Consider the following 14,869-nt stretch of genomic DNA (forward strand, 5'->3'; position numbering starts at 1 on the left):
TTAACCCTTACTTTTGCTTTGTTAGAAAACTCTTGTGCAGGTTTTGTCAACAGGGAAAACCCTCATCCGGAGCGCAACTGATACAGAATTAGATCAAACCAGCGTTGGTTCCCACTTTACCCGTAGCCAACTCCACTTTGAGGATTTTGCCACCCATTTTCATAATTCGCTGTTGTTCGCGAAACCAATTATCATAAGGAACCAACTTTGTGAAGTAGGTATTTTGAAGTTCTCGTTGCGTCCGAATTCTGCTTAAACTGGGCACACAAGCCGTTACCTTAAACATCCGCATGGGCTAATCTCTCCTAATTGTGATTCAAAAATGCAGAAAAAATGGTATTAAAACCTTTTTACTTTACCCTCCAAAGTCTGGGAGTCAAGAGCCAATTCTAGACCATTGCGATCGGCTATTAATCACCGAGACAAACCCTTTCCATAGATTAGGCTTGTAACGGTCTAGGACTTACCCTAGACTTCCCAGACTCCACTTCTGAAGGGAGTTGATAAAGTACCACCTTCAGTTGAAGCACTTAGCCTAGCTTAAGCCAGAGCAGATGTAATCGAAGTAAACGCCCATTTCTTTACCAGCGTCAACACCAACTAAGCTAGCCGTAACATCTTTCATAGATTGGATGGCTTGAACCGTGGAACCGATGGGAACACCCAAAGAGTTGTAGGTTTCTTTCAAACCATTGAGAACCCGCTCATCTAAGATAGAAGGATCTCCAGCCAACATTGCATAGGTGGCATAACGCAGGTAGTAATCCAAATCACGGATACAAGCAGCGTAGCGACGGGTGGTGTACATATTACCACCAGGACGAGTGGTATCAGAGTACAGCAGAGACTTAGCGACTGCTTCTTTCACAATGGTAGAAGCATTAGCACTAATTGCCGTAGCTGCACGAACCCGCAGCTCACCTGTTTGGAAGTAGCCTTTGAGCTTGTCTAGAGCGGAAGTATCAAGGTACTTACCTTGAACGTCAGAAGAATTGATAACAGCAGTAATTGCGTCTTGCATGGTTGTGTTCTTGATGAAGTTACTTAAAATGGTCAGTTGTAGTTAATGCTCAAAACCTGAGCCTTGGCTAAAACTTGGGTGAAGTCTAGGTCAGACCACCTTTGACATAATCGAAGTAAGAACCGGCTTCATTTGCATCTTCACCTGACATCAGGGAAGTTGCGACAGCTTTCATGCAACTAACACTTTCAGCCACTGCATCTATGGAAGTGCCCAGAGATTTGTACATCTCTTTTGCACCAACCAAACCGATTTCTTCGATGGGGGTGACATCACCAGCCACGATTCCATAGGTAATTAGACGCAGGTAGTAGTCCATGTCCCGCAGGCAGGTTGCGGTCATTTCATCGCCATAAGCATTTCCACCAGGAGAAACCACATCCGGGCGTTTTTGGAAGAGTTGGTCACCAGCTTCCTTAACAATGCGCTCGCGGGAGTCAGTGAGGATTTGGGCAATCCGTAAACGTTGCTCACCAGATGTTACAAAAGCTTTGATCCGATCCAGTTCGCCTGGGCTGAGATAACGAGCTTCAGCATCAGCATTCACGATGGACTTCGTGACGATACTCATGTTGTGGAGTCCTCCAAAATAGAAATTGTCACCAATTGGGTCTTATATAGATGGCTTGCGCCAAAGGGTCTGAGTCTAATTGTGTTGCAACTTCGGTTATGAACTTGCTTTTTTTAAGAGACCTTGGCATAGCTCAAGGAAATTAGCTTAAAAACACAGAGTTTGACTCAGCGATCGCCGGACATTAACCTCCGATATAACTCATTGGTTTTATATCCGTCCGAACTCATTGTCAGGCATGGAGTTCACATCCTAAATCACTTCTTAATATTTTTTAACATTTACCCTCATTTTGACCCCTTCTCTCATCCGGTTAGCATAGGTATTTAAGACCATTGACCTGTGCTTCGATCGGTTGTTACAAAACTTCACGTTTTTTCCCATAAACCATAAAGTCCATCAGGGATTGAGCCTTAACTCTTCCCCAATGGACATCCCTCTCACCCTCTAGGGGGATTGAGTTCAAATTTCAACCTCGATTGTCGTTAGACCGGTTCAAAGCTAGGAATCACAATCTCCTTACTTTGCTTCGTCAACTGGTTATAAAGTTTCTCCGTATTCGGGAAGTTAGCCGCAGGAAGCGTATTGTACCGACAATAGGGAACCACATCTTCACCAAAGGCTTGTAGATATTCCATACTATTAACCATTGCCCCAATAAAGGCACGAATACCCTCACTAGACAAAATCTGGTTATACTTACGAATCTCCGCTTGATCTAAAGGCGCACGACCCAAGAAATGTTTGGTTCCCAGCTCAATCACCTTCGTATTCGGGAAAGGCGTATAGAACTCCTTGATATACAGATCGGAACAACCTAACCCTTCAATAAACTCCTTGACCGTGGTCTCACCATTACCCAAACGACTCTCTAAACTAGAGAACTCATTACTGACCACAAACGGTGCTACATCGCGCTCAAAGACTTGACGATAAGCGGCACCAATCAAGATCTTCACGGCTGGAACATCTGTCAAATTGGTTAACTTAAAGACCTTACGTTGTTCCCGTTGTTTGCGAACCCCTTGAGTAATCCGCTCTTGTACCTCGATTTCACCCCGTGGTGAAGTGACCGCGCCTAGCTCAATAAAGCGTGGAGTCTCTTCTGGTTTAACCAGTTGACCCATATCTTCACGCAGAGTACCTACCCGCATCGAGCGTAAGGACAACCCTGCTGGAGTCAAATACCGCTCATAAGGAACGGTATCTTCTCCGAAGGACTCAGCATACTCAACGGAATCAATAATTGCATCTACCAGAGCATAAAAACCCTTCTTAGAACACAAATCAAAATACTGATTCATTTCCGGACGGCCATAGGTCGGACGACCCAACAACCGACGGTGGATATACTCAATCGCCTTCACCACATACAGAGAACTCCAGTACAGATTGCGGAAAACATCTGACTTAGCCAGCGCTTTGATAAATTCCCGAACTGTAATCTCTCCATTTTCCAGGCGAGTCTCCATCGCCTTCAGCCGTTGACCGTCATAAACATCCCGGCCAAAGACCTGTAAATAACAGGCGCGAATTACCGCTTGGGTGGAAGTTTCCGAGAACTTGATATTAGTTCCCGCTTTTTTACTCACCGTTGCCGGGACTTGATCCAACTTAAAGACCTTCGCCCCTAAACTACCGGGTGCTTTACCCCGTGCTCCTGGAGCTGAAATCTGGCTATCAATCCCTGCGCCTCGATGAATCAACAAACGGCGCGTATCCTTACCAAAGGGTGCAGGACTGTTACTGGGATTGCGGGTTTCTTTCGGGAAAATTGCTCCAAACTGAATTTCTAGAGGATCGTTACCCGAACCATACACATGCCGATCCGGTAAGGGACCGTTGTAGGCCGCAAAGGTGGTAATAAATTGGGGTACTTTGCGGAAGGGGGCACTGTACTTAAACAGATCCTGTTGGGGCCCCCAGTTGCGGCACTCTTGGGCTTCTTGTCCTAAACCGCGCAAGTAAGGAACCGTCTCTTCTGCGAAGTAATCGGCGTATTCTTGGGAATCGACTAAAGCACCCACTAAAGCGGGGAGTCCCCCATCAGAAACAATGGAGAAATACTTTTGGAACTCTTCCCGACTCGACAGACCTCGACCGAGAATATGACGGAAGGCTAGTTCTACGACCCGACTATTGACAAACGGTTCATAGAACTGCTGGCGATAGAGGGGACTCAGACATAAACGACGTACAAACTCCTTCATGGAGATGTCGCCATTTTTCACCTGAGATTCTAGATAAGAAATGGATTGGGAATAGGCACGAGTAATATCTCGTTCAAAGATTTGCCGATAGGCTGCCTTGACCACTTCCTGTTTTTCGGAAGAGGACAATCCGGGCTTCATGACAAATTTTTGCCGACTCTCAGACGCATTGAAATAGATTTGAGGGAGTGTGAGTCCTTGTTGATCTAAGGTCTGGCGTTGACGGATTTTGTTTGACGGTGTGGAAGCTTTGAATTCTGAGATCACTACGTCAAAGTATTGTCCAACGATATCACTGGCTTCTGCGTCATTTTTAACATATGCTAAAGCGCCAGCTCGCATTTCCTGTAGGGCTACGAGGGTTGCAGCCGTAGAACAAGCGCCTTCAATAATTTCTCTGAGTCCTCGGACATTGACGGAGAGAATATTGGGGTCTCCAGCAACGATCGCATAAGTGATATAACGCAGGAACCAACTTAAATCCCGTAGGGATTTGGTCATATTTGCCGGCCCATAACGGGAAACGTTAATGGGACGGAATCCTGGAGGAACGGGGCCGGCACTGGCACCGCTAAATAAAGACCCGAATCCAGAAAAGAGTCCACCACCGGACTTGCTTTCTATAAAGGTTTCTGTGCCTTGCGTGCGTTGGCTTGCTCCAACGAGCATGGGTTCGGGATCGGCAGGCTTTTCCAAGAAAGCCATGGGAGATCCACCGGTAAAGATCCGATTGGCTGCTCGTGAAACAATCAGTTCAGAATTTTTGGTGAGGACTTCGGCGATCGCCAACCGTTTGAGACCCGACTCGAAATAGGTTGAAAGTTCACCGAGTTCAGTCCGTCCTAAGAAACGGTCTTGCTGTTCAGCAACAGAAATTGTTGAAACAGCTACCGTTTGATACAGTTGCGGACGAGCAACGGAGCTTCCACCACTTGCCTTGATAGTCATGCGCTCTTCTTCGCTCCCTTTGGATGTTTACAGCAATTGCATTAATGCGTTAAACAGCTTTTGGCTATCCATGGCCAGTCCATTGGACCGATCCTTGAATAGCTATTGGTGTTTGATCTTAAGAGTAGTCTGGGTTGACTCCCCTTGTTTATTAAAAAGCGTAACGATTCTACATCATAGGCGATCCCAGTCCCCTGACTGAGAAAAAAGATAAGTTTTGTTACGTTATCAACAACTTCTAACAGCTCTAGGAGTCATCGAATCCTCTCTTCCCCCGCTCTAGCCGCTCTTATCCTACTCCTGATGGGCAAAATTTCTCATGATCCCTGTGGCCCAAATATTGGATAATCAGATCTGGCAGAAATCATACGCTCCTCACTATGTCTGAAGCTCAAGCTATTAGTAACGCCGTCGCGAAACTGTACGATACCTATCCCTTTCCTCCAGAACCCTTCCTTGATGAACCTCCTCCGGGATACAACTGGCGCTGGAATTGGCTGACGGCTTACCAGTTTTGTACGGGACGTAAACCTCCTCGTCAAGATATCCGTATCCTGGATGCTGGATGTGGCACGGGTGTCGGTACAGAATATTTGGTTCATCTTAATCCCCAAGCCTCTGTAGTGGGCATTGACTTGAGTGCTGGAGCGATCGCTGTGGCTCAGGAGCGTTGCCAGCGATCGGGGGCTGACCGAGTGGAGTTTCATCACCTCAGTTTGTACGATGTGGCCCAATTACCGGGACAGTTTCAGCTCATCAACTGTGTGGGAGTCTTACACCACCTCCCCGATCCCATTCGTGGCATTCAATCCCTAGCTTGTAAGTTAGCGCCTGGGGGAATTCTCCATATTTTTGTTTACGCCCACTTGGGACGATTTGAAATTCAACTGATGCAACAGGCGATCGCTCTGCTGCAAGGAGAACATCGTGGAGATTACCAGGATGGCGTAAAAATTGGACGCGATCTGTTTTCCGTATTACCGGAAGATAACCGCATCGTGCGGGAAGACAAACGGCGCTGGGCCTTGGAAAATCATCAAGATGAATGTTTTGCCGATATGTACGTTCATCCCCAAGAAATTGATTACACCATTGAGACTCTGTTTGAATTGATCGATGCTTCCGGATTAGCCTTTGTGGGCTTTTCCAATCCCCAGTATTGGACCATTGAACGCCTGCTTGGGCAAGCCCCAGACCTGATGAAACGAGTAGAGAGCCTAAGCGAACGCCAACGCTATCACTTGATTGAACTGCTTGACCCAGAACTGACCCACTACGAATTCTTCCTTGCTCGTCCTCCCCTGGATCGCACCGACTGGTCGGACGATCGAAGTCTGGCCGCAGCGATTGCTGAACCCAATCCCTGTCTCCATGGATGGCCCTCCCGAAGCCTTCTCAATCAGGACTATAAACCCGTTACCCTATCCGAGGAACAATTCCAACTGCTTCAAGCCTGTAATGGTCAACAAACCATTGCACAGATTCTGAGCGAAACCCAACACAACCTAGAACAGATGCGATTTCTCCTAGAGCAAAACTTGATTCTTTTAACGCCCCCAATCTCGGAAGATAACCCCACAAATCTTTGAGGATAATTCCCTATTTCCTGATGCCCTCAAAGGATTAACACTTTCTTCAGAAACTGATCCCTCTCCGTGATATGATTTCCAGGGAGTCTACGAACAGACCTCTCAGGGTCACCTGAAAGAACGTTTGGCTAGATCCTCTGTGGCTCTCCTGACGGAGAAAACTCCACAGAATCCTTTTCCCGCAAAGGAATATCCCTTTTTACGCGGTGATGGAAAAACGCAGACCAACAACTCAGGTTAACCAGTCGAAGTGAACACCTCCGACGAATCTCCGAAAACGGAAACGCTAACAGCAGAAGACCTGCCCCAAACCCCTCTCCCCAGTGCCTCACCGGGCGCAATGGAAGAGTATTATCAACTACAAACTCAATTGTATGGTTGGACATTGGGAATGACAGGAGTTGCCTTCGTGTCTGTCTGGTTCTTTTATTCCCTGGGAACCGCCCTCAGTTATCTGATCGGCTCCTGTGCGGGGATAGTTTACCTCAGACTGTTGGCTAAAAACGTAGAAGGACTCGGACGAGCAAAGCAACGTCTTGGCAATACCGGTTTAGCCATTTTCATTGGCGTGATGATTGTCGCCTTCCAATGGAAACAGCTAGAAATCGTGCCCATTTTTTTGGGATTTTTAACCTACAAAGCTGCGATCATCGCTTATGTTCTCAGGACCACCTTAACTCCATAATCAGCGAGCGATCGCCCCATGGATGATCGGTAAAATCCTGTAAAAAGGCAAGCCACTTCGATCAGTACCCTAACTCTGAACCCTCTTTAATAATGGATATGCTTAACTTCCTGGACGCTTATCATAGCCTCCCGTTCGCCGAGCTTGAAGTCGGTAAGCATCTCTATTGGGAAATCGGTAATCTCAAAATTCATGGGCAAGTCATGATCACCTCCTGGTTTGTGATTGGATTGCTTGTGATTGCCTCAGTCGCCGCCACTCGAAACATCCAAAGAGTACCCAGCGGAATGCAAAACTTCATGGAGTACGCTTTGGAATTTATTCGAGACCTGGCCAAAAATGCCATGGGTGAAAAAGAATATCGACCCTGGGTTCCCTTCGTCGGTACTTTATTTTTGTTCATCTTTGTGTCAAATTGGTCAGGGGCCTTAGTTCCCTGGAAAATCATCCATTTGCCAGAAGGTGAACTAGCTGCGCCAACCAGCGATATCAATACCACGGTCGCCCTAGCTCTTTTGACCTCCCTAGCGTATTTTTACGCCGGTCTCAAAAAGCTGGGCTTAGGATACTTTGCTCACTACGTTGAGCCAGTGCCCTTCATGCTCCCCTTCAAGGTAATTGAAGACTTCACTAAGCCTCTATCCCTGAGCTTCCGTCTATTTGGTAACATTCTGGCTGATGAACTGGTGGTTGGGGTGTTAGTCTTACTGGTTCCCTTGTTTATTCCCTTACCTGTGATGGCATTGGGAATATTCTTAAGTGCCATTCAAGCCCTCATCTTTGCTACCTTGGCAGCCACCTACATTGGGGAAGCTCTAGAAGATCCCCATCATGGCGAAGAAGAACATAGCTAGCCGTCAAGGGACAAGGCTCATCCCCATCCCAACAGAGAGAGAAGCTCACTCTGCCGATCTTCGGTCTCAAGCCGAAAGAAAAAATCCTATCAAGTGTACTCAATTTAAAAAAGGAGATTGAACCCATCATGGATTCACTAATTGCTGCTGCTTCCGTTATTGCTGCTGCCCTTGCTGTTGGTTTAGCTGCTATCGGTCCTGGAATTGGACAAGGAAACGCTGCTGGTCAAGCCGTAGAAGGTATTGCCCGTCAACCCGAAGCTGAAGGAAAAATCCGAGGCACTCTCCTGCTGAGTTTGGCATTCATGGAAGCGCTAACCATCTACGGTCTGGTTGTTGCCCTCGTACTCTTGTTTGCTAACCCCTTCTCGTAAGCGATCGCGCTGACGAACAGTAGAGATAGGAACGCTTTCTATCTCTACCCTAATCTAACGAAAGCCAATCGCCGAGATTGTCAGTTCCGTTACAGATTAGGCCAAACTCCCTAGAAACGCTAGGGAAACCCTGCTCTGTTAACCAAGAACAGGATAAGTGTAAAACCAGAGCAAATCGTTAAAAACTGGGGACGATCGCCAATGATCGATGGGACAATACTTCTTGCAGTAGAAGCAGCGGCTGAGGAAGCAGGAGGTCTTTTTGACCTAGATGCCACTTTACCTGTAATGGCTATCCAATTCCTTATCTTAGCAGCTCTACTGAATCAGATTTTTTATAAGCCTCTCGGCAGTGCTATAGATGAACGGAGCGACTATATCCGTTCTAATTTAACCGAAGCTCGCGAACGTTTAGCCAAAGCTGAACAGCTCGCGAATCAGTACGAAGAAGAACTCGCAGGCGCTCGTAAACAATCACAAGCTGTGATTGCTCAAGCTCAAGCTGAAGCCGATAAAATTGCAGCTCAGAACATGGCTCAGGCCCAGCAAGAAGCTCAAGCCAAACGCGAACAAGCCCAGCAAGAAATCGATCGACAAAAACAGGAAACCCTAGGCGTTTTAGAAGGACAGGTAGACCAACTCAGTCGCCAAATCCTCGATAAGCTGCTCAAAACCTGTTAAGGATCTTGCTGCTTAACCTTCGATACCCACATAACATTTCGGACTTCGTTTGTGTCCCAATCCTGGGTCGAAAACGAGGAAAACCTGTAGAAAAACTGCGCTCAAATGGACTTTCCTAGCATGGGTAATTTGTGGTTGCTGGCAACAGAAGCAACAAAAGGTGGATTCGGACTCAATTTTGATGTACTTGAGACGAACCTCATTAACCTCGGTATTATTATCGGAGTGCTGGTGTACTTCGGTCGCTCGGCAGTGGGTAAAACCTTAGCCGACCGGCGCGAAGCCATTGAAAACGCCATTAAAGATGCCGAAGAGCGACAACAAAAAGCGGCATCTGCGCTCAAAGAACAAGAACAAAATCTCGCTCAGGCTCAAGCTCAAGCGGAAAAAATCCGTCAACAGGCGGGTGAACGAGCCGCATCGGTAAAAGCCACCATCTTGGCTAAATCGGATGAAGACATCCAAAGATTACAAGAAACAGCCGCCCAAGATCTAGACGCTGAACAAAGTCGAGTGATTGCTGAACTTAGGAAACGGGTGGTAGCTTTAGCGATGCAACGGGTGGAATCCCAAATTAGAGATGAATTAAATGACGATCTTCAGCATCAACTGATCGATCGCAGCATTGCTAGGGTAGGAGGAAACTAATGGCAAATAGTTCCATGATAGGTTCAATTGTAGAACCTTATGCCCAAGCGCTAATGTCCATCGCCCAAAATCATGACCTGACCGATAAGTTTGGTGATGATGTGCGTCTGATCTTAGAAATGTGGGAGAGCAGCGAACAGCTCCGCTCGTTTTTAGGTAATCCCTTAGTGAACCCCGATGCAAAAAAAGGGGTTCTCAGACAAATTACAGAAGAGGGAACGGATGCTTATGTTCAACGGTTCCTCTTCCTGCTGGTCGATCGCGGACGCATCCAATTTTTAGATGGCGTTTGCCAAACCTACCTGGCCCTATTGCGGAAACTGAATCAAACCGTGTTGGCCCAGGTGACCTCAGCCGTAGAACTGAGGGAAGAAGAACGCACAGCGATCGCCGAGCGCACTCAAGCGATGACCAACGCTAGGCATGTAGAAATCGAAACTCGCATCGATCCAGACCTGATTGGTGGCGTAATCATCCAAGTGGGATCTCAAGTGATTGATGCCAGTCTGCGAGGCCAACTGCGGCGCATTGGTTTAGCTCTGGCCTAGGGTCTCCTCCCTGGAGACTTGAGCGTCCTAAAGCTCAAAATCTGAAGTACACACAGCACCTCTTATATCCCAAAATAGACGCATATGGTAGCTATCAGACCAGACGAAATTAGCAGTATTATCCAACAACAAATTGAACAGTACGACCAAGATGTAAAAGTCTCTGAAGTCGGTACAGTTCTTCAAGTTGGTGATGGTATTGCGCGGATTTATGGCTTAGACAACGCCATGGCCGCAGAACTTGTAGAATTTGAAGACGGAACCGTTGGTATTGTCCTCAACCTGGAAGAGGACAATGTGGGGGCGGTATTGATGGGTGATGGAACCAATATCCAAGAAGGTAGCTCCGTTCGCGCTACCGGCCGGATTGCCCAAGTCCCCGTTGGTGATGCCATGATTGGCCGGGTGGTCAATCCCCTGGGTGAAGCGATCGATGGGAAAGGCGACATCAATACTAGCGAAAGTCGGTTGATTGAATCTCCTGCTCCTGGAATTATTGCCCGTCAATCGGTTTGCGAACCCCTGCAAACGGGAATTACGGCAATTGATGCCATGATTCCCGTCGGTCGCGGCCAACGGGAGCTGATTATTGGCGATCGCCAAACCGGAAAAACCACCGTTGCTATTGATACGATTATCAATCAGAAGTCCGAGGATGTAGTTTGCGTTTATGTGGCGATCGGTCAAAAAGCTTCTACGGTAGCTCAAGTCGTTGCTACCCTGGAAGAAAAGGGAGCCATGGACTACACCATCGTGGTTGCCGCTAACGCCAGTGACCCCGCCACCCTACAATATATTGCTCCCTATACTGGAGCAAGTATGGCGGAATACTTCATGTACAAAGGCAAACATACTCTCGTAATCTACGATGACTTGAGTAAGCAAGCCCAAGCCTACCGTCAAATGTCCCTGCTCTTGCGTCGTCCTCCCGGTCGTGAAGCCTATCCTGGAGATGTATTCTATCTCCACTCCCGTCTGCTCGAGCGGGCAGCTAAACTCAATAGCGAGCTGGGTAGCGGTAGTATGACGGCTCTACCGATTATCGAAACCCAAGCTGGGGATGTTTCGGCTTACATTCCCACCAATGTAATTTCGATTACCGATGGTCAAATCTTCTTATCGGCTGACCTATTCAATTCTGGCTTACGCCCAGCGATTAACGCCGGTATCTCCGTATCCCGTGTGGGATCGGCAGCTCAAACCAAAGCCATGAAAAAAGTGGCTGGGAAACTGAAACTGGAATTAGCTCAGTATGATGACCTGCGAGCTTTTGCCCAGTTTGCGTCTGACTTAGATAAGGCAACCCAAGACCAATTGGCACGGGGACAGCGCCTGCAAGAGTTACTCAAACAGCCCCAAAATTCACCATTGAGTGTACCCGAACAGGTGGCTAGTGTATATGCAGGATTAAATGGATATCTTGATGATATTGCGGTAGAAAAAGTCGCAACGTTTGCCCAAGGATTGCGGGATTATTTGAAATCGAGCAAACCCAAGTTTGGCGAAGTGATTCAGAGTGAGAAGAAACTCACCGATGAAGCAGAAGGCTTGTTAAAAGAAGCGATCGCTGAATATAAGCAAACCTTCTTGGTGTCTGCCTAGTCTTCAGATAGTGGATAGTCGATCCCTATCCACTATTCCCTGTCCCTATCTCCTTGTCTTTCCTATGCCAAATCTTAAAGCGATCCGCGATCGCATCAAATCCGTTAAAAATACTCGCAAAATTACGGAAGCTATGCGTTTGGTGGCCGCAGCAAAAGTGCGTCGCGCCCAAGAACAAGTGTTAGCCACCCGTCCCTTTGCTGACCGTTTGGCTCAAGTCCTGTATCGCCTGCAAAGTCGCCTTCAGTTTGAAGATGTTGACCTCGAACTGCTCAAAAATCGGGATGTAAAAACTGTTGGCTTAATTGTCTTTTCCGGCGATCGCGGCCTCTGTGGCGCATACAATGGTAACGTCATCCGTCGCGCCGAAATGCGAGCCAAAGAACTCGAACAAGAAGGCCTCAACTACGAATATGCCCTCTTAGGCCGTAAATCTGTTCAATACTTCCAGCGTCGGGATGTCCCCATTGCTACTACCCGCACAGACCTAGGACAAATACCCAGTGCTGAAGAAGCAGACGAAATTGTAGATAACATTCTCGGATGGTTTATCTCTGGTAAGGTAGACCGGGTAGAACTCATCTATACCAAATTCGTCTCCTTAATTAGCTCCAGACCCGTTATTCAAACCCTACTTCCCTTAACTCCCCAAGGGTTAGAAGTCGTTGATGATGAAGTCTTTCGCTTAACCACAGCCAATGGTAGCTTCAATGTTGCCAGAGAAAAAGTTACGTCTTCCTCTGAAGAGAGTTTCCCCAGAGATATGATCTTTGAGCAAGATCCTGTACAAATCCTGGAAGCCCTCTTACCCCTATTCGTTAAAAATCAATTCCTACGCGCCCTGCAAGAATCAGCCGCTAGTGAATTAGCTGCTCGGATGACAGCGATGAGTAGTGCTTCGGATAATGCAAGTCAAATGATCAACACGCTCACCCTATCCTATAACAAGGCTCGGCAAGCTGCCATTACCCAAGAACTCCTAGAAGTTGTCGGTGGAGCCGAAGCCCTCAACTAGATTTAGCGCTACGCGCTGGTAATGGATAATTCCATTAGTTATCGGTACAGCCTGATAGTCTCTAGGCTGTACCGATTTTTTTATGTATAGCGCTTTGATAAATTAGTATAATTAAATACTTTCTCAATTTTGCTCTGGTCGTCTTTAGGATTCAATCCTGCTGATGCTGCTCCCCAGGATGGATATTTACCCATGACTGCTAAATAACCCGAAGGAATACCCCAAACCATAAATCCGACAATGGCACGACCCAAATTATCGGTCTGGAAACTGTCAATAACATAGGCAATTAAACAAATGGTCGAGCGTCTTTTATAAAGGAAATACTCGTTGCCCTAAATCCACAATTTCTTGCTTTTCTTCTACTAAGTGTACACAGATAAATATCTTCACTAGGCATTAATCCATAGTATTCAATCTGATTGATACCTAACTCCTCCGGATAGCGATCGACAAAAACAGAGAAACCCGCTTGTTCCAATTTAGTTTGATAATCCTGACCATACATTCTGACATGATCGTGATGACCAAAGCGTTGTCTCCGCTCCTTGAGAGTTAAGTCACGGGTTCCTTCAACCGTTTCTTCTCGATCGCGATCGAGAGGGACTTGTAAAATTGCCCATCCCCCAGGTTTCAACACTCTGCATAGTTCACGCATTGCTTGAGTATCATCTGGAATATGCTCTAAGACATGACTACATAAAATAACATCAAAGGAGCTATCTGGATAATCAATCTTAGTGATATCCATTTGCAGCATCGCTTCTCCAGGTTGGATATCCGCAGTCCAATAGGTTAAGTTAGGCACAGTTTTTAATCGTCTTTGCAACCAATATTCTGGAGCAATGTGCAGAACCTTTAACTGCTCTGAAAGCAAAGAGGTTTTATTCTGCAAATACAGCCACATCAATCGATGTCTTTCTAGAGATAGACATCCAGGACACAAGGCATTCGGGCGTTTATTTGCTCCAAAAGGTAGAAACGTCCGAAACTGCTGTTCGCAGCACGGACACAATACGCGATCGCCTGCATACCAGAGTGCTGATACTTTCAGGATAGGGGAAACGATCTTAAAGAACAAAGACCGCTTTCTGAGTAACTGTTCATAAATGGATAATACGGAATTTTTATTCATGGGTTTTCCTCTTGAGCTTAATCTAACAAGGGTAATTTTTTTGAAAATATCAGCAGCAGACCACCGGGTAATGAAATAATCCAAGCTAAAACCGTAATTGTTAAAGAAAGGATTACGGCAGATTCTGCGGTTAAGTCAATGCGTAGAAATAGATAGACCCAGAATCCTTCTTTTATTCCTAATCCGCCTAATGAAAAAGGTAAGAGACTAACGATGGTAATCATTGGAATGAAAACTAGAAGCTCAAAATAAGAAATCTCAATGTTGAGTTGTTGAGCGACTAGATAATGATAATAAATTACACCTAAAATGAATAATGTCGCATAAAATAGGGATAAATTAAACACTCGTGAGTTGCGCTGAAAAGAAATACCAGCTTGTTGAATTTTGCTTAAACGATTGCCTAGATTTTCAAGAGGAAATAATGTAAATACTCTTTTAGTTATGTTAAACAACCTAGGGCTGGTAAGTGTTAACCATACCATACATAAAAAACCTGTAGTAATCATAAACACTAAAAGGATATCCCATTGATCGATCAGCCTCCAAGCAAAAGGCAACCCCAGCATGGCTAAAAAACAAAGAGCGATGAGACCTGTAAATCTCTCCAGCAGTACCGAAGCTGCTGCGACTTCGGCATTTTGTGTTTCTCTAGAGACTTGAAAAGTTCTATAGACATCTCCCCCGAAAGATCCGGGAAGAAACAAGTTGAGAAACATGCCACAAAAATAACTCTTGAGTAAATAAATAATCGGGAGTTTATAGCCACTCGACTTCAAAATAACTTGCCAACGCAAGCAACTAATCCATTGTAATAGGGTATAATAGAATAAACAAAATATAATAAACCCAATCGATAAATCACTGATTTTTGCCCAGATCTGTTCCAGATTAACTAGACTAAAGATCGCAACAATTATGGATAGGCTAATCAGAGCCTTAATCGCAGTCTGTTTGATTTTATTCATAATTATTCATTTTGGAGTAT

At 46.1% G+C, this 14,869-nt stretch carries 16 protein-coding genes; 9 read left to right on the forward strand and 7 right to left on the reverse strand.

The genetic code is table 11. The annotated features are described in order from the left end of the window. Positions 1 to 88: 88 nt before the first annotated feature. From AC3A14_RS03700 to AC3A14_RS03715, 4 genes are all read right to left on the reverse strand, one after another. Positions 89 to 292 carry a rod-capping linker protein CpcD domain-containing protein gene (locus tag AC3A14_RS03700; protein WP_271936083.1) on the reverse strand — a complete coding sequence of 68 codons (204 nt, stop codon included), beginning with the start codon at positions 290 to 292 and terminating at the stop codon, positions 89 to 91. A gap of 243 nt (positions 293 to 535) precedes the next feature. After that, positions 536 to 1,021, reverse strand: coding sequence for an allophycocyanin subunit beta (gene apcB, locus AC3A14_RS03705; protein WP_271936085.1), 486 nt, complete (start codon positions 1,019 to 1,021; stop codon positions 536 to 538). Between the two features lie 85 nt (positions 1,022 to 1,106). Further along, the gene (apcA, locus tag AC3A14_RS03710) at positions 1,107 to 1,592 is read right to left on the reverse strand and encodes an allophycocyanin subunit alpha (protein WP_271936087.1); all 486 of its coding nucleotides are present in this window, start codon (positions 1,590 to 1,592) and stop codon (positions 1,107 to 1,109) included. A gap of 485 nt (positions 1,593 to 2,077) precedes the next feature. Next, positions 2,078 to 4,750, reverse strand: a complete 2,673-nt coding sequence (locus tag AC3A14_RS03715; protein WP_318731219.1) for a phycobilisome rod-core linker polypeptide — start codon at positions 4,748 to 4,750, stop codon at positions 2,078 to 2,080. Between the two features lie 380 nt (positions 4,751 to 5,130). Here AC3A14_RS03715 and AC3A14_RS03720 point away from each other — a divergent pair, with 380 nt between their 5' ends. The 9 genes from AC3A14_RS03720 to AC3A14_RS03760 all read left to right on the forward strand — a co-directional run bounded on the left by AC3A14_RS03720 (position 5,131) and on the right by AC3A14_RS03760 (position 12,746). Continuing rightward, the gene (locus AC3A14_RS03720; protein WP_318731218.1) at positions 5,131 to 6,339 is read left to right on the forward strand and encodes a class I SAM-dependent methyltransferase; all 1,209 of its coding nucleotides are present in this window, start codon (positions 5,131 to 5,133) and stop codon (positions 6,337 to 6,339) included. Between the two features lie 250 nt (positions 6,340 to 6,589). Beyond that, complete coding sequence (locus AC3A14_RS03725; RefSeq protein WP_318719786.1) at positions 6,590 to 7,024, forward strand: ATP synthase subunit I; 435 nt, start codon at positions 6,590 to 6,592, stop codon at positions 7,022 to 7,024. A gap of 98 nt (positions 7,025 to 7,122) precedes the next feature. Next, positions 7,123 to 7,878 (forward strand): F0F1 ATP synthase subunit A, encoded by a 756-nt coding sequence (atpB, locus tag AC3A14_RS03730; protein ID WP_318719785.1) that lies wholly within the window; start codon positions 7,123 to 7,125, stop codon positions 7,876 to 7,878. A 128-nt stretch (positions 7,879 to 8,006) separates the two neighbouring features. Beyond that, positions 8,007 to 8,252 carry an ATP synthase F0 subunit C gene (gene atpE, locus AC3A14_RS03735; RefSeq protein ID WP_271936094.1) on the forward strand — a complete coding sequence of 82 codons (246 nt, stop codon included), beginning with the start codon at positions 8,007 to 8,009 and terminating at the stop codon, positions 8,250 to 8,252. 201 nt (positions 8,253 to 8,453) lie between these two features. Beyond that, on the forward strand, positions 8,454 to 8,933 hold the full coding sequence (locus AC3A14_RS03740) for a F0F1 ATP synthase subunit B' (protein ID WP_318719784.1): 480 nt from the start codon (positions 8,454 to 8,456) through the stop codon (positions 8,931 to 8,933). A 120-nt stretch (positions 8,934 to 9,053) separates the two neighbouring features. Beyond that, positions 9,054 to 9,581 carry a F0F1 ATP synthase subunit B gene (locus AC3A14_RS03745; RefSeq protein ID WP_318719783.1) on the forward strand — a complete coding sequence of 176 codons (528 nt, stop codon included), beginning with the start codon at positions 9,054 to 9,056 and terminating at the stop codon, positions 9,579 to 9,581. Beyond that, positions 9,581 to 10,129: an ATP synthase F1 subunit delta gene (atpH, locus tag AC3A14_RS03750; protein ID WP_318719782.1), complete on the forward strand. Its 549-nt coding sequence runs from the start codon at positions 9,581 to 9,583 to the stop codon at positions 10,127 to 10,129. The genes AC3A14_RS03745 and atpH overlap by 1 nt, the downstream gene beginning before the upstream one ends. Before the next feature lie 84 nt (positions 10,130 to 10,213). Further along, positions 10,214 to 11,731: a F0F1 ATP synthase subunit alpha gene (gene atpA, locus AC3A14_RS03755; protein WP_271936098.1), complete on the forward strand. Its 1,518-nt coding sequence runs from the start codon at positions 10,214 to 10,216 to the stop codon at positions 11,729 to 11,731. Between the two features lie 64 nt (positions 11,732 to 11,795). After that, positions 11,796 to 12,746, forward strand: coding sequence for a F0F1 ATP synthase subunit gamma (locus AC3A14_RS03760; protein ID WP_318731216.1), 951 nt, complete (start codon positions 11,796 to 11,798; stop codon positions 12,744 to 12,746). 80 nt (positions 12,747 to 12,826) lie between these two features. Here the strand turns inward: AC3A14_RS03760 and AC3A14_RS03765 are convergent, their stop codons facing one another. From AC3A14_RS03765 to AC3A14_RS03775, 3 genes are read right to left on the reverse strand one after another with little or no spacing between them, the layout of a single operon-like run. Further along, entirely contained in the window at positions 12,827 to 13,000 is a 174-nt protein-coding gene (locus AC3A14_RS03765; protein WP_318731215.1) for a hypothetical protein, read from the reverse strand. A 35-nt stretch (positions 13,001 to 13,035) separates the two neighbouring features. Then, complete coding sequence (locus AC3A14_RS03770; RefSeq protein ID WP_318731214.1) at positions 13,036 to 13,881, reverse strand: methyltransferase domain-containing protein; 846 nt, start codon at positions 13,879 to 13,881, stop codon at positions 13,036 to 13,038. 17 nt (positions 13,882 to 13,898) lie between these two features. Next, positions 13,899 to 14,849, reverse strand: a complete 951-nt coding sequence (locus AC3A14_RS03775) for a lysylphosphatidylglycerol synthase transmembrane domain-containing protein (protein WP_318731213.1) — start codon at positions 14,847 to 14,849, stop codon at positions 13,899 to 13,901. Positions 14,850 to 14,869 lie beyond the last annotated feature (20 nt).

The organism is Roseofilum sp. (assembly GCF_982964205.1).